Annotated in this window: 13 protein-coding genes and 1 pseudogene; 9 read left to right on the plus strand and 5 right to left on the minus strand. The window is 42.0% G+C overall.

From position 1 onward, the window contains the following. From FO442_RS08410 to miaB, 4 genes are read right to left on the minus strand one after another with little or no spacing between them, the layout of a single operon-like run. Nucleotides 1–1,071: a hypothetical protein gene (locus FO442_RS08410; protein WP_144332717.1), complete on the minus strand. Its 1,071-nt coding sequence runs from the start codon at nucleotides 1,069–1,071 to the stop codon at nucleotides 1–3. After that, nucleotides 1,071–1,583, minus strand: a complete 513-nt coding sequence (gene lptE / locus FO442_RS08415; protein ID WP_144332718.1) for an LPS assembly lipoprotein LptE — start codon at nucleotides 1,581–1,583, stop codon at nucleotides 1,071–1,073. The genes FO442_RS08410 and lptE overlap by 1 nt, the downstream gene beginning before the upstream one ends. Next, nucleotides 1,580–2,845: a sigma-54 interaction domain-containing protein gene (locus FO442_RS08420; RefSeq protein ID WP_425460002.1), complete on the minus strand. Its 1,266-nt coding sequence runs from the start codon at nucleotides 2,843–2,845 to the stop codon at nucleotides 1,580–1,582. The genes lptE and FO442_RS08420 overlap by 4 nt, the downstream gene beginning before the upstream one ends. A 6-nt stretch (nucleotides 2,846–2,851) precedes the next feature. Continuing rightward, a complete protein-coding gene (miaB, locus tag FO442_RS08425) occupies nucleotides 2,852–4,291 on the minus strand; it encodes a tRNA (N6-isopentenyl adenosine(37)-C2)-methylthiotransferase MiaB (RefSeq protein ID WP_144332719.1) in 1,440 nt (479 codons plus the stop codon). A gap of 250 nt (nucleotides 4,292–4,541) precedes the next feature. Here miaB and topA point away from each other — a divergent pair, with 250 nt between their 5' ends. The 7 genes from topA (at nucleotide 4,542) to porN (FO442_RS08460) (ending at nucleotide 14,931) form a co-directional block, all read left to right on the plus strand. Then, nucleotides 4,542–7,046: a type I DNA topoisomerase gene (topA, locus tag FO442_RS08430; RefSeq protein WP_144332720.1), complete on the plus strand. Its 2,505-nt coding sequence runs from the start codon at nucleotides 4,542–4,544 to the stop codon at nucleotides 7,044–7,046. Between the two features lie 186 nt (nucleotides 7,047–7,232). Then, complete coding sequence (locus tag FO442_RS08435; RefSeq protein WP_144332721.1) at nucleotides 7,233–8,390, plus strand: formimidoylglutamase; 1,158 nt, start codon at nucleotides 7,233–7,235, stop codon at nucleotides 8,388–8,390. Between the two features lie 188 nt (nucleotides 8,391–8,578). Further along, nucleotides 8,579–9,550 (plus strand): PorP/SprF family type IX secretion system membrane protein, encoded by a 972-nt coding sequence (locus FO442_RS08440; RefSeq protein WP_144332722.1) that lies wholly within the window; start codon nucleotides 8,579–8,581, stop codon nucleotides 9,548–9,550. Nucleotides 9,551–9,663: 113 nt separating this feature from the next. Continuing rightward, entirely contained in the window at nucleotides 9,664–11,208 is a 1,545-nt protein-coding gene (porK, locus tag FO442_RS08445; protein WP_144332723.1) for a T9SS ring complex lipoprotein PorK/GldK, read from the plus strand. Between the two features lie 59 nt (nucleotides 11,209–11,267). Beyond that, complete coding sequence (gene porL / locus FO442_RS08450; protein ID WP_144332724.1) at nucleotides 11,268–12,089, plus strand: type IX secretion system motor protein PorL/GldL; 822 nt, start codon at nucleotides 11,268–11,270, stop codon at nucleotides 12,087–12,089. Between the two features lie 67 nt (nucleotides 12,090–12,156). Continuing rightward, nucleotides 12,157–13,893: a type IX secretion system motor protein PorM/GldM gene (gene porM / locus FO442_RS08455; RefSeq protein WP_144332725.1), complete on the plus strand. Its 1,737-nt coding sequence runs from the start codon at nucleotides 12,157–12,159 to the stop codon at nucleotides 13,891–13,893. A 27-nt stretch (nucleotides 13,894–13,920) separates the two neighbouring features. Further along, complete coding sequence (gene porN / locus FO442_RS08460; RefSeq protein WP_144332726.1) at nucleotides 13,921–14,931, plus strand: type IX secretion system ring subunit PorN/GldN; 1,011 nt, start codon at nucleotides 13,921–13,923, stop codon at nucleotides 14,929–14,931. A 177-nt stretch (nucleotides 14,932–15,108) separates the two neighbouring features. On the opposite strand, the pseudogene FO442_RS08465 reads toward porN (FO442_RS08460), so the two are convergent. Beyond that, nucleotides 15,109–16,605, minus strand: a pseudogene (locus tag FO442_RS08465) (aminotransferase class V-fold PLP-dependent enzyme). A gap of 216 nt (nucleotides 16,606–16,821) precedes the next feature. On the opposite strand from FO442_RS08465, the gene porN (FO442_RS08470) reads away from it, so the two are divergent. After that, a complete protein-coding gene (gene porN, locus FO442_RS08470) occupies nucleotides 16,822–17,820 on the plus strand; it encodes a type IX secretion system ring subunit PorN/GldN (RefSeq protein ID WP_144332727.1) in 999 nt (332 codons plus the stop codon). 93 nt (nucleotides 17,821–17,913) lie between these two features. Then, nucleotides 17,914–19,653 (plus strand): type IX secretion system motor protein PorM/GldM, encoded by a 1,740-nt coding sequence (gene porM / locus FO442_RS08475; protein WP_144332728.1) that lies wholly within the window; start codon nucleotides 17,914–17,916, stop codon nucleotides 19,651–19,653. Nucleotides 19,654–19,678 lie beyond the last annotated feature (25 nt).

Here is a 19,678-nt window from a genome sequence, read left to right on the forward strand (position 1 = left end):
TTATGAGGTAATTTTTTTCTTTAATTCTTCAATTTGGAGTGCAAATAAACTCTTTTTTTCTGGAAACGCCAAACTTAATTGATGATAAACATGAATTGCTTTTGGAAAATTCCCTTGTGCGGCATATATTTTTGCCAAAGTTTCCGAAACCGGAATGCGCTCATCATCCAAACTTTCTTTTGCTTTTTTGGAAGGAGAATAAAATTCAGCCTTCGGTTTTGGCATGCTGGGATTGGTTTCGATGAACTTATCGATAATTGCCTGTTGGGTGCTTTTTGGCTCCGGTTTGGTCTCTGCTTTGGATTCCGTATGTTCGTGTTGTCCTGCTTTTAGCCAACCTGTAAACGAGCGCTTTGCATCGGGATGAAGAGGAGATGGAGCTTGTTTTTCCTCATGCACATGAGGTTCAATATATGGTTCTTCGCTTATTTCCTGATCTTCCGTCTCGTTCATTTCTGCGTGAGCATGCGTTTTAAGAGCAGGAAATTCATCCTGCTTTTCTTCCGCTTCCGGACTAATGCCCAGGTAATCCTGTGATAAAGTAGCAGCTACCGTTTCGAAGTCGAAAATATCTTTTACCTCTGCTGTTGTCTCCGAAACTGCCGGTTGTTCTTCAGCCTGCATTTCGTTCGTTGAAATTAGGATTTCTTCCTGACGAATGCTGTCCTCAATTTGTGAATGTACCGGTTCCTTTTCTTCAGGGATTATCGGTATAATTTTAGCTTCACTTGTTGCACCTGGTTCATCCTGTCCGGCAAACGACGCTTGTTCCTCCAGCTTTTCATCTCTGTCGAATGAAGCTTCAGCCTTCGAAAGCGATGCTTCCTCTGCTTCAAATGCAGCATGCAGTAAATGGAACAGGCGTGCACGATCCGATAATTTATAGGCTTGTTTGGGAAGAATCTCATCCAGGTGAACAGATTGAAACAAGGAGACTCCCTGCAGATACAAGAGCGAATAAACTGAGGAATACGGATGCTTTTCAGATAATTCGCGCAAAGTCTCCACGTCTTCGGAACGCATGAGCTCCGGACGCAGGATAAATTCAGCTATTTGTTCTGTATTGAGCATTACCAATTAGATAACAATTTATTGATGACGTCTTGTACCACTTGCTGGTTAATGGATTCCAATAAGCGGGTCTCCACATCGACCAATTGTTCATTCGATTCGTAATCAGCAAAACGCGAACTGGTAAATTCCATCTTTTCCAATCCTTTGGATGGTGTAATAATAGTGAAATTAACTGAAACCGTTAAACGGTTCTTTGCCGCCAGGTCTCCCTGCTGAATTGCGATCGGTGAAGTGTTGTAGCCTGAAACAATTCCGCTGATTTTTACCTGGGCGTCTTCTAAACCGGAAGCTAACTTCAGACGGGTATTGTTTTGAATCCCGCTTCGAAGCGATTCGGAAAGATTCGCCGGATAATTGGAAGGAGCCGTTGCAGCGCTTAGTTCCAGCGGAGTAATGTAGAATTTTTTCCAATCCTCAGGCATCGAGGTATCAATAGGACTCATGAATGTTTTCGGCCAGCAGCCGGTTAAAGCTGTCAATAAAATAAGTGCAAGTGCTAGTTTTTTCATCCCTGGATATCGTATTCTTTGATCTTGCGATACAAAGTTCGTTCCGAAATTCCCAACTCTTCCGCAGCGTACTTTCTTCTACCGCGGTGTTTGTCCAATGCTTTTTGGATCAGTTCCCTTTCACGGTCTTCCAGGGATAAGGACTCCTGCACTTCTTCGTGGATCTCATAATCTTCTGTGTCCGGATCCCGGTAATTGTCGGAATCGAAAACAACCGGTTTTACTGTTTCGGTTTTGATCGGCGTTGGAGGCAGAATGCGTTTTTCTCCCAGGTTGATATCGTGATATAAGCGGTTGACAACAGCTGCCTGGTCGTTGGATAAACTGAAATCGCCCTGGTTGTTTAATAATTCCACCACCAGTTTTTTTAATTCATTCAGGTCGTTTTTCATATCGAAAAGGAACTTGTACATCAGCTCCCGTTCGTCGATCTTGGTTTCCTGGGCGTTCACTACTGCAGGAAAAAATTCCTCTGCATGTGGCAAATAAGATTGCAAACGCGGTCCGTCAATATCGCGCTCTTGTTCGATTACGGAAATTTGTTCCACCAGGTTTTTCAACTGGCGGATATTCCCCGGCCAATGGTAAGCGTTCAGCAATTCAACGGCGTCTCCGGTCAGTTTTACTGCCGGCATGCGGTATTTCTCTGCAAAATCACTTGCGAATTTTCTGAAAAGTAAATAAATATCTTCTTGTCGCTGACGCAAAGGAGGCAATGGGATCGGAACAGTGCTCAATCGGTACAACAAATCCTCGCGAAACTTTCCGGATTGGATTGCCCGTTGCATATTCTCATTCGTAGCCGCAACGACACGCACATTGGTCTTGATCACTTTCGAAGAACCGACCCGGATAAATTCTCCCGTTTCCAAAACGCGCAGCAAACGAACCTGTGTCTGCATTGGTAATTCAGCAACTTCGTCGAGAAAAATAGTACCACCGTCTGCCACTTCAAAATACCCTTGCCGGCTTCCGGTTGCCCCGGTAAAAGATCCTTTTTCGTGTCCGAATAATTCCGAATCGATCGTTCCTTCCGGGATTGCTCCACAGTTTACGGCAATGTATTCGTTGTGTTTGCGGGCGCTCAATTGATGGATGACCTGCGGAATGATTTCTTTACCTGTTCCACTTTCCCCGGTCACCAAAACCGAAATATCTGTAGGTGCCACCTGCATCGCAACTTCTAAGGCGCGATTCAATTGCGGAGCATTTCCAATGATCCCGAACCGCTGCTTGATTTGTTGAAGTGACATATTACTCATCTTGTCTTAATTAGCGTGATTCACCAATTCACCGATCAGTGTTGCAGAAGTGCAATCGGTAATTTTAACTAATACGTATTCTCCTTTTTTCGCATTTCCTTTCGGGAATACCACCATGGAGTTTCTTCCGTCTCTTCCGCAGAAATGTTCTTCGGAACGCTTGGATGGCCCCTCCACCAAAACTTTGGCAATTTTACCGACCTGATTTCTATGTGAAGCAGCCGAGCTTTCCAATTGTAAAGCAATAATTTCTTCCAAACGTTTTCCTTTCACATCGTCCGGAACATCGTCTTTGAATTTACGTTCAGCCAGTGTTTTTGGTCTTTCGGAGTATTTGAACATATAAGCGAAATCGTAAGAAACTTCCCGCATTAAAGAAACAGTTTCCTGGTGCTCTTCGTCCGTTTCTCCGCAGAAACCGGTAATAATATCTGTAGAGATCGCACAATCCGGAATGATCCGCTTGATTGCTGCGATACGGTCCAAATACCATTCACGGGAATACCCGCGGTTCATGCGTTCCAGTACATTGGAATTTCCTGATTGAACAGGTAAATGAATGTACGGACAAATGTTTTCATATTTCGCCATGACTTCCAATACGTCATCGGTCATGTCTTTTGGATGCGATGTGGAAAAACGTATACGGAGATCCGGGTGGATCAAAGCAACCATTTCCATCAACTGAGCAAAGTTCGTTGTCGGGATGGATTCATCCTTAATAACCCCTTTGCTGCTCATATTCCAACGGTAGCTATCCACATTTTGTCCCAATAAAGTGACTTCCCGGTAGCCGTTAGCGAACAAGTCTTTGCATTCCTGAACAATGGTTTGCGGATCTCTTGAGCGTTCTCTTCCTCGTGTAAAAGGAACGACGCAGAAAGAACACATGTTATCGCAACCACGCGTTATGGTTACAAAAGCGCTGACCCCGCCCTGATCCATACGTACAGGAGAAATATCCGCGTAGGTCTCTTCTCTGGAAAGTAATACATTCACTGCGCGCTGGCCTGTTCCTACTTCGTCAATCAGATTCGGCAAATCACGGTACGCATCCGGTCCTGCGACCAAGTCAACCAATTGTTCTTCTTCCAGCAGGGATTGTTTCAAACGTTCGGCCATACAACCCAAGATCCCAACCACTAAGTTCGGTTGGTCTGCTTTCCGTTTTTTAAATTCTGTCAGGCGATTGCGAACACGGGTTTCGGCATTTTCCCGGATAGAGCATGTATTAATAAGGACAACATCGGCCTCGTCAATGTTTCGAGTGGTTGTGTATCCTTCTTTCGTCATAATGGAAGCCACTACTTCACTATCACTGAAATTCATTTGACAACCATAACTTTCCACATAAAGTTTTTTGGAGCCCGTTCCACCTTCCAGAATGATTGCTTCTCCCTGTCTGCTCTCGTCAATAACTTTATTTAAACCGTGATTCTCTAACATGCTTGAATTTTAAGAGGTGCAAAAATAGGTTTTACGATAGACATGTCAAAATGTCATGGTCACATCTGTGTTAATTTTTTAGAAAAGGAATGTGTTTTTTTGAATGAAATTTTGGTTTTCAAAAAAATCTAAACTATCGTTTAAATAGAAGCCCGGTTTTTTTTCAACCCGCAAGTTCTTGTTTTTTGTTTTTAAATCCATTTATATTTGCACCGATTCGAATCGTTTCGAAGCACAAAACTTAGTTAGCATGAGTAAGAATTTAGTAATAGTTGAGTCACCTGCAAAGGCAAAAACCATTGAAGGATATCTGGGAAAAGACTTTACTGTAAAATCAAGTTTCGGACACGTGCGCGATTTGGCTTCGAAAGGATTGGCAATTGATGTGGAGAATAACTTCGCTCCTGAATACGAGGTCAGTTCAGATAAGAAAGCACTGGTTGCCGAATTGAAGAAATTAGCAAAAGAATCCGATGTGGTATGGCTCGCTACCGATGAGGACCGCGAAGGAGAGGCCATCTCATGGCACTTGTACGAGACATTGGGCTTAGCTAAAAAAGACACCAAGCGAATCACTTTTAACGAAATTACGAAAGGCGCGATTCTAAAAGCAATCGAAAATCCGCGCCAAATCAATAAACCGCTTGTGGATGCACAACAGGCCAGACGCGTATTGGACCGCCTGGTAGGTTTTGAACTTTCCCCGGTATTATGGAAAAAAGTAAGGCCGAGCCTTTCGGCGGGCCGTGTACAATCCGTTGCAGTGCGGCTGATCGTTGAACGGGAAAAGGAAATCCAGAATTTCCATGCAGAAAGTTATTTCCGCGTGACAGGAGAGTTCCTAAAAGGAAAGGAGCGCATCAAGGCAGAAGTTTCCAGGCATTTCGGAACGGATTCGGAGGTTAATTCCTTTTTGGAAAGCTGTGCGCATGTGGACTTCAAAGTACTGGATGTTCAACAAAAACCGGCTAAGAAAACTCCGGCATCTCCGTTTACAACGTCTACTTTGCAGCAGGAAGCATCTTTGAAATTAGGGTTTTCCGTTTCAAGAACAATGCAGGTTGCTCAGAAATTATACGAAGCAGGGCACATCACATACATGCGTACCGATTCCGTGAATTTATCGGAAACAGCCATGCAGGGCGCCAAAAATGAAATCCTGTCTGCTTACGGAAAAGAATATTCGCATCCGACCAAATACACCAATAAGAGCTCCAATGCACAGGAAGCTCACGAAGCCATCCGTCCGACCAATTTTGCCATGCATGCATTGAGTTTTGGGGAACGAGATGAAGTGCGCTTATATGACTTGATCTGGAAACGTGCCATTGCTTCTCAAATGAGTCATGCAGAATTGGAAAGAACCACCATTTCCATCGGAGATCAAAAACTTCCGGAAGTTTTTCAGGCGAAAGGAGAAGTGATCAAATTTGACGGATTCCTGAAGGTTTACCTGGAAACAAACCTGGATGAGGAAGAAAACGAGAGCGAAACCGAAGGATTGCTTCCTGCGGTTCAGGTGGGAGAAGTTTTGAACCGTGATTTCATTCGCGCGACCCAGCGATTTACAAGACCGGCTGCACGTTATGTGGAAGCGTCTTTGGTGAAGAAACTGGAAGAATTGGGAATCGGACGACCTTCTACCTATGCACCTACGATATCAACCATCCAAAAACGTGGATATGTTGAAAAGCAGGAAAGAGAAGGAGAAGAACGTGCTTACCAGGTGTTGGAATTGAAAGGGTCCGCCATTGAAAAACAGACAAAAAAAGAAATCACGGGTAAGGAAAAAAATAAATTGTTCCCGACAGATATCGGGATGGTCGTAACAGATTTTTTGATCGATCATTTCGGTGGAATCATGGATTATCATTTTACTGCTGAAGTGGAAGAGCAATTCGATGAAATTGCACGCGGAAAAATGGAATGGACTGAAATGTTGAATTCGTTTTATAAACCGTTCCATCACAATGTAGAAGACACGTTGGAGCATTCCGACCGTGCTACCGGTGAGCGTGAATTGGGAATTGATCCGGTATCCAATAAAAAAGTCATTGCACGTATCGGTCGTTTCGGACCGATGATCCAAATCGGCGATGAAAAAGAAGATGGGGACAAGCCGAGGTTTGCTTCACTTCTTGGAAACCAATCCATACATACCATTACCCTGCAGGAAGCGCTTGATTTGTTCCAGTTGCCGAAAAGTCTGGGTGAATATAAAGGAATGACTGTTGAGGTAAATGTCGGTCGTTTCGGTCCGTATGTGAAATTTGGCGATCAGTTTATTTCTCTTGCCAAGAGTGATGATCCGATGGATGTAACCATGGAGCGCGCCATCGTATTGATTGATTCCAAATTGCAGGCAGATGCTCCGATTGGAATAGTAGATGGATTGCCGGTTCAAAAAGGGGTGGGCCGTTTTGGGCCATTTATCAAATGGAACGGGATTTTTATTAATGTCAGCAAGAAATATGACTTTGATAACCTCACGCAAAATGATCTTGAAACCTTAGTTGCTGAAAAAATCCAGAAAGACATTGACAAAGTCATTCATGACTGGAAGGAAGAAGGAATTCGCGTTGAAAAGGCACGTTGGGGGAAATCGGTTATCCTGAAAGGAAAATTGAAAATAGAACTTCCGAGTACCGTGGACGCTGCCGGCCTGACACTTGAGAAAGTGAAGGAACTAATCGAAAAGAAAACTCCGGCGAAGAAAAAAGCTCCGGCTAAAAAGCCTGCTGCCAAGAAGAAGTAACTATAATTGAAAATGTAATTCCGGTAGCTATAGGAATGAGAATTGAAATTATATGTTCTTCTTTTCAATTTTACCATTCTTCATTTTTCATTAACGTGAGTTATTAACTTTTGACTCTTTATTCTTAATTGCAAGAACTGTTTTTGCAACACCCCATTCGGTTATTTTTGTCGAAAGACAGCTAGAATGAAGGATATATCTATTTATTTCAGTTCCATTGAAACCGTTGGGAATCCCATTTCCGAATCGTTAGGAGAATTTATTTTCCGTCATGATGCATCCGGTTTTCCTGAAATAGATGGTGCAGGACTCGCATTAATTTATGTCCCTGAGTTCAGAAATGGCGAACCCTCCCTGCATGGACAAACGGATGATCGTTTCAGAAATCATTTGAATTCTTTTTTCCCGGCAGGAAGCTGGAATTTTAAAATCTACGACTTAGGAAACCTCATGCCCGGAGAGCGGGTAGAGGATACATACTTCGCATTGAGACAGGTGGTGGCCGAGTTGGTAAAAAAATCAGTGATCCCAATCGTTATCGGAGGATCTCAGGACCTAACATATGCTATGTACCAGGGATATGAGGAACTGGAGCAATTAATCAATGTCCTGAACATTGATTCCAAACTGGATCTGGGAGATCCGGAACTTCCGATTGGCAAAGATGCGTATGTAAGCAAATTACTGATGCACAGACCTTGTTACCTGTTTAATCTCTCTGTAATCGGTTATCAGACTCCATTGGTAAAAGCATCGGAAATTGACCTGTTTGAAAAATTGTTTTTTGATGCGGTCCGCTTGGGAGAATTTAAGGCGGATTTCAGAATTGCAGAACCTTTTCTTCGAAATACCGATCTCTTGAGTATTGATCTCCAGGCTATAAAAGCATCCGATTTTAAAGGAAAATATTTTTCTCAACCGAATGGACTGGATAACCAGGATATTTGCCAAATTGCCAGGTATGCAGGGATATCAGATAAATTGACTTCAGTCGGATTGTTTAATTTGTTGCCGGGAGATATTGCAGAAAGTGCTCATGCTGAAATTGCTCAGATCATCTGGTATTTTATAGACGGTTATTCGCAGCGTGTCGGTGACTTCCCGATCGGCTCAAAAAAGGATTACACTAAGTTTACTGTTTTCCTGGATGAAATAAATCACGACATTATTTTTTACCGCAGCAATCGTTCGGAACGCTGGTGGATGGAAGTTCCCTATCCTCCGAAAGAAGGAATTAAATACGAGAGACATCACATGGTTCCGTGTGATAAATCACAGTATAACAACGCGTTGAACGGTGATATACCAAATCTGTGGTGGAAAACGTATCAAAAGCTGGGGTAACCTTTTACCTGTTGTTCCGTACTAAGAGTTTGTGTTAAATATTTATCTCTTCAACATTTCATTGTGGAAAAGATGAATTGATTGCACTAAAAAATTTTGTTTGTTCTAAAAAATACTTATTTTAGTCGCCAATTGGCTAAAATTTGTTAAAGTCAAGCATGTTAAAACCATAATTAGGACCCTTTAATATGAATAAAACGTTACGTATTTTATCAGCGTTTGTGTTGTGTTCTTTCGGAGCTTCTGCTCAACAAGATATCGCATTGACACATTTTATTTACAATAAGTTCGCCATCAACCCGGGCGCTACTGGTATTGAAGAAGGGTTGTGTGGAAATTTAATTTATCGTAATCAGTGGGATAAAGTAAACGGAGCACCGAATTCTGTCGTTTTTAACGCTGAAGCAAACATGGAAAGCTTTGGTAAATGGACGGGCGGATTTGGTTTGAACTTTACACACGATGCGATCGGTTTTAACAGACAGAATAATGTGATGTTGAATTATTCGCACCACATTCAATTGGGGAATGGCCGTTTAGGTATCGGATTGGGTGTCGGAATGGTGAATTTCGGTATGAATCCTACTTGGGTTGGGCCGCAGACACAAATTGACCCTACTTTTCCCGGAGCCAGTTCTGCTATCACATTCGATTTGAATTTCGGGTTGTATTACCGTGCGCAGAATTGGTTCGCAGGATTGTCTTCCAGTCACTTGCAGGCTTCAACTTTGAATCTGACCAGTTCGGTTCCGCTTGCTAGCGGTACAGGAACAGTTCCTTACGATTTGGCGCGCCATTATTATGCAATGGGAGGTTATACCTTCAAAGCGTTGGGTCCCGGTGATTTGGATATTCAGGCAACATTGCAAACTGATTTGTTAAAGTATTCCGGAAATATCAACGCACGATATATCTTTAACGGGTTCCTTTACGGAGGAGTAGGTTATAGAAATAGTGATGCGATTTCTGTGTTATTAGGCTGGAGAGCATTTAATATTACCAAGCCAAAGAACAGAATGTTTATGTGGGTAGGTTATTCTTATGATATCACAATTGGTAGATTATCAAAGATTTCCAATGGTACACACGAGATTGCGCTTAAGTTTTGTTATATCCCTGTGATACCAATTACAAAAGCACATCACCCTAAATGGTTGTAAAATCAAAAAAAAATAAGAATCTTTGTAACCATTTTTTATTCGATTCCGTTATATCGCAAAATTGATCCTGTAGAATGTTAACGATAAATCCGGAACTGTAAAATTGAACTAGAATGAAAAAACTGTTGTTTATCGGTTTAATTGGGGCCTTCATTGCCTCTTGTAGCTCACGTAGTGGCCACTTGACGGGGACATTAGGTCGTAAAATTTATCAGCCTGAGATTCCTCTCGGGATGGTTTATGTTCCATCGGGTTCCTACATTATGGGGGAAAACGATCAGGATGTTCCTTTCTTGCACCAAACTCGTGCGAAGACGGTGTCTGTCCAGGCGTTTTATATTGATCAAACTGAGATCACAAATAACGAATATCGTCAATTTGTGGATTGGGTGAGAGACTCTATGGCGCGTGAACGAATCTATTCCGGATTAGAGGAAGATGATGAAGCATCCCGCTACATCAATTACCAAGACATGTATTTCGATGAGGGTGCATTGGAGATGGTTGAATTCGAACCTTCTGATCGCGATGTGAATCGTGCGCAATTTTCATTGAATTGGGATCGTAGATTTTCATACGATGACCCGGATTTGATGCCATTGTTGGCAGATATGTATTACCCGCAGCCTGAGCGTTTCTACAAGCGTCGTGAAGTGGATACGCGAAAATTGAATTTCAAGTATTATTGGATTGACTTAAGAGAAGCTGCTGTTAGAGGGCGTATTGAGATCGTTCACAATGGAGTGGATAAAGACGGGAATGAAATCAGTCCGGAGCACCGCGACCTGATTACACCTCCGCATCCATTTACGGAAGAACCTCAAGGTTTGGATAAGGATTTGAGTTACTTCAACAAAAAAGGTCAAAGTACAGGTCTTCGTGGTCACGAGAATCGTCAGCGATTTATCATTGATGAAGAAATCAATGTGTATCCGGACACACTAGTTTGGGTACGTGACTTTACGTATTCATTCCACGATCCGATGACGAATATGTATTTCTGGCATCCGGCATACGATAACTATCCTGTGATCGGGATCACTTGGGTACAGGCTAAAGCGTTTTCCATCTGGAGAACACAGTTGCTGAACAGTTGGTTGACAGCAATGGGAGATTTATTTGTGAATGATTTCCGTTTGCCTACGGAAGCTGAATGGGAAAGAGCTGCTCGTGGGGATTTGAATAACTCACCATATCCATGGGGAGGACCGTATATTCGTAACCAAAGCGGATGTTTCCTGGGTAACTTCAAACCAATGAGAGGTCGTTATTTTGAAGACGGTGGTTTCCACACGGTAAAAGCTTATTCTTACAATCCAAACGGATGGGGGCTTTATTGCATGGCAGGTAACGTTTCGGAATGGTGTGAAACGGCTTACGATGAGGCAATGTATGAATTCTCGCATGACTTGAATACTGAATACAGATACGACGCAATGGACTGGGATCCGCCGGCAATGAAACGTAAAGTGATTCGCGGAGGTTCCTGGAAAGATGTCGGGTATTATTTGCAAACTTCAACTCGTACTTACGAGTATCAAGATACGGCTAAATCGTACGTCGGATTCCGAAATGTGGCAACACACTTAGGTCGCGGTGGACGTGAATTCTCAAAAGAGGGTGGCGAAGAAATTCGTAGCGATATCCAACTTCGCTAGGAATAAACAAACAATTACAAAACAATAAATTTGGTTAAACCTAAAAAACAAAGAAAACTATGAAACCAGGAAGTAAAGGATGGAAAAAGTTTATGGCGAAATTATACGGTTTCGGTGCGGCAGTCGTAATCGTTGGAGCCTTATTTAAAATTATGCACTGGCCGGGAGCTGGTCCGATGCTTGTAATCGGTCTGTCAACTGAGGCTATTATCTTCATCTTCTCGGCGTTCGAACCGATTCATGAAGATCCGAACTGGGAGCTTGTTTATCCTGAATTAGCTTTTGCTCACAGTGACGATTTAGATCACGATGCGTTACCGGCAGCAGGAGGAAGAGGAAGAAATTCCGGAGGAACCGGAATTACAGAGCACTTAGACAAAATGTTAGAGGAAGCAAAAATCGATGGCCAATTATTGGAGCGTTTAGGAGATGGAATGCGTCAATTGGGTGAGAATGCTTCTCAATTGAAAGGTGTAACATCTGCAGCAGCGGCAACTGACTCTTATGTTTCTTCATTACAGGCAGCATCTGATAAAGTATCTTCATTATCCGAGGCATACGAAAGAGCATCTGTTTCTATTTCCGGAATGACTTCAAATACTCAAGAAGGTGAATCGTTCGGTGAGCAAATGCAAAAAGTTTCTAAAAACTTGGCTGCTTTGAACAATGTTTACGAATTACAATTAAAAGGTTCTTCTGCTCATTTGGAAGCTACTGAGAAATTCCAGGGTCAGGTAACTGAAATGATGAAGAACTTATCTGATTCAGCGGAAGATACTCGTCGTTACAAAGAAAATATGGCAATGTTGTCTAAAAACTTAACTGATTTGAATGCAGTTTATGGCAACATGTTGAAAGCTATGACAATTTCAAGAGACTAATTCATTAGTCAACAGAAACTTTATTAGAATATTTATTACTAACAGTAAATAACAAAATTTAGAAGTCATGGCAGGTGGAAAAGAAACCCCAAGACAGAAGATGATCGGTATGATGTATTTGGTATTGACGGCGCTCTTGGCGTTGAACGTATCAAAGCAGATTCTCGACGCTTTTGTCGCAATTGAAGAAAACATACAAAAAGCAAACATCGCTCAGATTGAGCGAGGTGATAAATTCAAATCGGATGTTGAAGAAGAGTTGACTACAACTCCTAAGAATGCCGAAAATGCTGCTAAGAGAGAAAAATTGCAGAAAATTTTAGGTCAAATGGATCAGGTAAATAAAATGTCTGATAAATTACTAAAAAGTATTGATGCAATTAAATTGGAAATCTTAGAAAAATCCGGTGAGGCTGTAAAGGAATACAAAAAGGATGATGAGAATACCATTCTTTGGGAGAAAGCTTCTGTTTGTAAGCCTATCCGTATGAACTTGATGGCTGTTCAGGCGAAAGACCAGTACGATATTCCAATGCATGAGATCGTAGGAGAAGATATCAAAACTCCAACCGGGAAAGGAAAGCAGTTGTGGGCTGATTTTAACAAGTTCCGTGCAGACCTTGTAAGTACAGTAGGTTCTTACAAAGAAGGAGGAAAGACATATACTATCACCCCGAAAGCTATCAATACCTACAAAAGTAATGCTGATTTGGTAAAGCAGGTAACTGATATGGTTAAGAAAAGCAATGTGAATCACATGGAGGATGACCAGGCTTTGAGTGACCTATACATTAACTTGACAAAACCGGAAAGAGTGAAGGTTCACGATATGGATGGTATCCACTGGATCGGGGCTACATTTGATCACTCTCCATTGGTTGCAGCAGTTGCTTCTTTAACTTCTATGCAACAAGATGTGTTGTCTGCTCGTGCTTATGCACTAGCTCACTTGAAATCAAAAGTTTCAACAGGAGAGTATTCTTTCAACAAGATTGTTGGTTTGGCTTACGGTCCTCAGATTGCGAATACTGGAGATGAAGTGGAATTGAAAGTAATGATGGCTGCATTCGACTCGGATAACCAACCTGAAGTAACAGGTCCTGGAGCGATTACAATCGAAGGAGGTCAGGGAACTTTGAAAACAAAAGTTGCTGGTGGTGCAGAAATGGTATTGAGTGGTACTGTGTCTATCAAAAACAAATCAGGAATTAAGAAGACTGAGAACTGGACACATACAATCAAGATTATGAAACCACAAGGAACGGTTTCTCTTCCTGAATTGAATGTATTGTACAAAGGATACAACAATATTGTTGAAGGGGTAGCTTCTGGTTACGATCAGACAATCCTGAACGGTAATGGAGTTTCTTTGACAAAATCAGGAAATCAGTATATCGGTCGTGTGAGTGGAGCAGGAAGAACTGCTACAATCTCTATCTCCGGTAAAAACTCTGTAACCAACAAGACAGTTCCTTTAGGAACATTTACATTCCGCGTGATGAACTTGCCTCCTCCATCTTTGTTCTTCGGAGCAACTGAAGACGGTGGTAAAGCTTCAAAAGCAGAAACCCGATTGTTTGCACGTTACTCTGATAGTCCGTTGAAAGCTGAGTTCTCAGTTCAATCTTGGGAATTAAATGTTGCGGGTGCTCCGCGTCCTGCTAAAGGAACCGGAAACACATTGAACGCAGATGGAATCAGCTTAATGAAACAAGCAAAACCGGGATCTACGATCAGCTTTATGACTCAGGTTAAAGGGCCGGATGGGATCCTACGTAAGAAAAGTGGTGTGTTCACCATTTAATAAATAATAAATAATAGAGTGTCAATCATGAAACGTTTAGTTCTATTAAGTACCTTGCTTGCCGGTTCGTTGTTAACGAACGCGCAGGAGATCAATGGTGGACCAGTGAATGTTCCTCAGGCGGATGTAATTGACGGGGTGTATATGACAGAACATATCCCTACCAAAAGAATGATTCCGTACGAGTTTGTTCGTGAAGCTGATGTAGTCTGGAGTCATCGTGTTTGGCGCATGATTGATATGCGTGAAAAAATGAATCACCCGATTTATTTGCCGTTTGATTATCACACTCCGTCTGGTCAGTACGTTAGAAATACGAGCCGATGGTCTTTGTGGACAATTATGCGTCACCATATCATCAACGGAGACTTGAAAGTGTTTTCGCCTTACAACCCATATCAGTTTGATATGTTAGATGGAGATCAATTCAAATATCCGATCGTACCTGAAGCAGGTAAGAATTATTATACTGATTCTTTATTCCGCGATAAGGTATTCTATTATTTAGGAAAATTAGGTGCTCAAAGTGATGTTCCATTAACAAACGAATTCGGAGATCCGATTGAAATTACTCTTCCTGACGGAACGATCACTTTCAAATACCCTCCGGCTGACACCATGTGGATTGATTCTGAACAAATCGTTCAGTACCGTCTCAAAGAAGATTGGTTCTTCGATAAGGAAAGATCTGTATTGGATGTGCGTATTTTGGGAATTGCACCGGTTGTATACAGAGAAGAAGTTTCTCCAACAGGTGGTAAGACAATTACCGGAATGGATGAAAAGTTCTGGTTGTATTTCCCGCATTGTCGTTACATTTTAGCTAACTACTTTGTGTATAACGATAAGAATGACGCACAATGGCAAAGTTTTGATGACTTGTTCTGGCAACGTCGATTTACTAGTACAATCTACCGTGAAAGTAACGTGTTTGATCGCGAGATTGACAGCTACAAAACAGGTATAGATGCATTGATGGAATCTGAAAAGATTACTGAAGAAATTAGAAACTTCGAACACGATGTTTGGAACTTCTAATCGAATCAAAGAATAAAAATGAACCCCGGTTTCGTAACAGAAGGCCGGGGTTTTTTATGGGTAGTCGGAAGCCAAAATTGTTTTGAACTATTCTTTGAAATAGGCGCAAGTTTGAAGATGGTTAGTTCTATGTCGGTGATTGGAAGGAACGACAGAACATTATCTTCTCAGTACCGGTTATAATCGGAACCATTGTTTAACCAGATCAATTTCTACAGTGTTTACCGAATGGTGAATGAATTCATTGCTTGCAGCGTGGTAGTGATAATCATTTGCCCACTCCGTATGGTTTTCTGCAAGTTGCCGGATGCTTTCACAAACGTATTGTATTTCTTCATTGGTCGTTGTGGGATGCACGGACATCCGGATCCATCCCGGTTTCACCATAAGGTCTCCACTGCTGATCTTTTCGGTGAGGTAGTTTGACTGTTCCTGGTCAACATGCAGCAGGTAATGACCATAAGTGCCTGCACAACTGCAACCACCTCGGGTCTGTATACCAAACCGATCGTTAAGTAGTTTTACGCCCAGGTTGAAATGCAACTTGTCAATATAAAAGGAAATTACGCCGAGCCTGTTTTTATGCTGGGGTGCAAGAAGCGATAGGTTTGGTATTTCTTCAAGCTGTTCAAAGATGTAATCAATCAACTCTTTTTCACGCTTCAGGATTTTAGCAATGCCCATCTTCTCTTTTAACTTTATGGCAAGAGCTGATTTGATCACCTGAAGAAACCCGGGAGTACCACCATCTTCACGCTCTTCGATATCGTCAAAATATTTGTGTTCTCCCCAAGGATTTGTCCATTTAACGGTACCCCCACCCGGATGATCAGGAATGGTGTTGCTATATAGTTTTTTATTGAAAATGAGCACGCCGCTTGTACCTGGTCCCCCTAGAAATTTATGTGGGGAAAAGAAAATGGCATCGAGCCAGGCACTGCTGTTTGCCGGATGCATATCGATTGTGACATACGGAGCCGAACAGGCAAAATCCACAAAGCACAAACCGTTGTTTTTGTGCATAAGCTCAGCGACTTCATGGTAAGGCGTTTTAATTCCTGTAACATTACTGCAGGCAGTTATGGAAGCTATTTTCAGCGGATATGTTTTGTATTTGTCAAGCAATTCGGTCAAACTGTCAAGACACAGGAGTCCTTGCTAATTAGCAGGGATTATTTCCACTTTGGCAATTGTTTCCAACCAGGAAGTCTGGTTACTGTGGTGCTCCATGTGCGAAACAAAAACAACCATTCTCAATGCCTCCGGAATTTCAGTACATCCTTTCAGTTGTTCGGGTACTTTCAGACCGAGAATCCGTTGAAATTTATTGATAACCCCGGTCATTCCCGTACCATCCGTTAACAACACATCATCAGGGCCCGCATTTACATGTTGTTTGATAATGTGACGTGCCTCATGATAAGCCTTGGTCATTGCAGTTCCCGAAACGGTAGTTTCTGTATGGGTATTTGCTACAAAAGGTCCGAATTCATTGGTAATCTTTTCCTCAATGGGACGATACAATCTTCCACTGGCTGTCCAATCTGTATACAGAATACGTTGTTTACCGAACGGTGAGTCGAACTCCTGTTCTATTCCGATAATATTTTGGCGGAATGGGAGGAAATAGTTTTCAAGTTCTGTATTAAGAGGAGTCTTTTCTGAAGCCGGCATCCAATCAGTCTTTTAGTTTCGACCCAAATATAAGTATTTCAAAGAGGTTTCATAGCAGTGCGCAAATGGGCGCAAAATTTCAGGGAAAACAGTTCTTTGATACAGACTTCTGACATAGGGTAGAAGAATAGAAAAATGTGGTAACATTCTTAATAATCGCTTGGATATCAGTTGTAACGAAAGGAGTTTTTTTGCGCTATTTGAAAAACCCAAGCCATGAAGAAAGTTACCTTTATCTTATTTTTTGCTGCAATCTATGATGTGAATGCGCAATGTGAATCAACGGATTTTATTTCCATGACGCCAACCCTGGATTATCCGTATGTAAAAGAACACATCCTGACTAAAAGGACCATTCCTTACGAATATGTCCGAGAGGCAGATGTTGTCTGGAGTAAACGGGTTTGGCGGGAGATTGATTTGAGAGAGAAAATCAATCATCCGCTGTATTATCCGTTTGATCACCACACGCCTTCCGGGCAATATGTGAGGAATACCAATTGCTGGTCTTTATGGACAATTATGAGGCATCATATTATTCAGGGAGAATTAAAGATCTTTTCACCCTATAACCCTTATCAATTTGATATCCTGGATGGTGATCAATTCAAATATCCCATTGCACCGGGACCGGGAGGGAATTACTGCAATGATTCCGTATTCCGGGATGAAGTGTTTTATTATTTGGGAAAAGTAGGCCCCGGATCAGATGTCATATTGTCAACCTGGGATGGAAGAGATTCGACCAGATGGGTGAACGGCGTGGAAGAATATGTTTATGCGGATCCCGATACGATGTGGATTGATTCGGAGCATATTGTGAAGTACCTCTTGAAGGAAGATTGGTTTTTTGATAAGGAACGTTCCGTTATGGATGTCCGGATACTGGGAATTGCTCCGGTAGTTTTGAAAGAAGAAACGGCGCCCAACGGGCAAAAAATGATCTCAGGGCTGGAAACCAAGTTTTGGGTTTATTTTCCGCATTTGAGATACCTGCTTTCGAATTATTATGTATACAACGAAAAGAATGACGCTCAATGGATGAGTTTCGATGATCTTTTTTGGAAACGCAGGTTTTCAAGTAACGTTTACAAGGAAAGTAACGTATTCGACCGGTCAATAGACAGTTATCGCACAGGTGTGGATGCCTTACAGGAATCTGTGGATATTATCGAAAGTATCCGGACCTTTGAACAGGACGTTTGGAACTTTTAAAAAAATGCCGGTGAAAATCGGCATTTTTTTTTGACTCAGCTGTTACTAATCGGATAAACCACATTCGATTGGTATAACCTTAAAATTTAAGTCATGGCTGGAGGAAAAGAAACCCCAAGACAAAAGATGATCGGGATGATGTACCTGGTACTCACCGCACTTTTGGCATTGAATGTATCGAAAACGATTCTCGACGCATTTGTTGCGATTGAAGAAAATACCCAGAAATCAAATGGAATGCAAGTTGACCGGGGGTCAGAGCTAATCTCTGATGTATCGGATGAAATTAATTCGACAAACGGAAAAGAGAACGCCGAAAAGCTCCGAAAGCTCAAAAAAGTGATGAATCAAATGCAGCAGGTGGATAAGCTTTCTGCGAATTTAATCCGGGAAATTGATCAGGTAAAGATGCAATTGCTGCAAGAATCGGGTGAAGACGTGGCTACAGTGAAGCCACTGGATAACCAGGCCATTATCTGGGAGAAAGGAACCGGCTGCAAACCGACACGCATGAACCTGATGGCAGTTCAGGCAAAAGATCAGTACGACATTCCCATGTATATTTTAATTGGAGATGATATTAAGAATCCGACAGGAAAAGGGAAGAAGATCTGGAACGACTACAACGGGTTCCGTTCGAAATTAATCCGGGCAGTCGGAACCTACAGCGAAGGAAAACATACTTATTCCATTCAACCGAAAAGCATCAATACGTTTAAAAATAATCAGGATCTGAAGGACCAGGTTGACCGGATGCTCCGGGATTCGAAAGCAAATCTGAAAGACGATGAAGAAGTCCTTTCGTCTATATATATGAACCTGACAAAACCCGAACGGGTTTCTCAAAACGATATTTCGGGAGTACATTGGATCGGGCAAACCTTTGATCATGCACCTCTTGTTGCTGCCTTGGCTTCGTTGTCTTCTATGCAGCAGGATGTACTTTCTGCCCGCTCCATGGCTTTGGCACATTTGAAGTCGAAAGTGTCTGTCGGAGAATATTCGTTTAATAAGATTGTTGGGCTGGTTTACGGACCTGAAATAGCAAATGCCGGGGATGAAGTGGAGCTGAACGTAATGATGGCAGCCTTTGATTCCGATAATCAACCGACAGTTACCTATAATGGAAGTTCTTTCCGTGGTACGGATGGAAAAGGATTGATCAGAACAAAAGTGGGATCGGGAACAGAGGTGACACTAAACGGAACTGTGTCGATTAAAAATAAATCCGGGCAAATGAAAACAGAAAATTGGTCACACACCATTAAGATCATGAAGCCACAAGGAACGATTTCCCTGCCGAAGATGAATGTACTTTACAAAGGTTACGATAACCTGATTGAAGGAGTTGCCTCCGGCTATGATCAGACGATCCTAAGCAGCAATACAGGAATCAGTTTAGGAAAATCGGGTGATCAATTCATAGCAAGAGTCAATACCAGCAGCAAAACAGCATCCATTGAGATTTACGGAATGAATTCTATTTCAAAGAAAAAGGTGAAGTTGGGAACCTTTTCATTTCGTATCATGACACTCCCAAATCCTGAATTCTTTTTTGGAGCAGTAGAAGAAGGAGGAAGGATTTCACCTGCAGAAAAGAATTTGTTCTCACGATATAAAGACAGTCCGCTGGACGCAAAATTTACAATTTTAAATTGGGAATTGAGTTTGAACACAGCGCCGAGACCTGAAAAAGGAAAAGGAAGCCGGATTTCTGAGGAGGCAACTAAACTATTACGTCAGGGAAAACCGGGAACGATCGTAAATGTTAAAATGGATTATGTAGGTCCGGACAAGGTCGTACGTAAAAAAATTGCATCTTTTGTGCTTTAGGTTCAAAAAAAATGGAGGGGTGGAA

The sequence above is a fragment of the Fluviicola chungangensis genome (assembly GCF_007558725.1).
GTDB lineage: Bacteria > Bacteroidota > Bacteroidia > Flavobacteriales_D > Crocinitomicaceae > Fluviicola > Fluviicola chungangensis.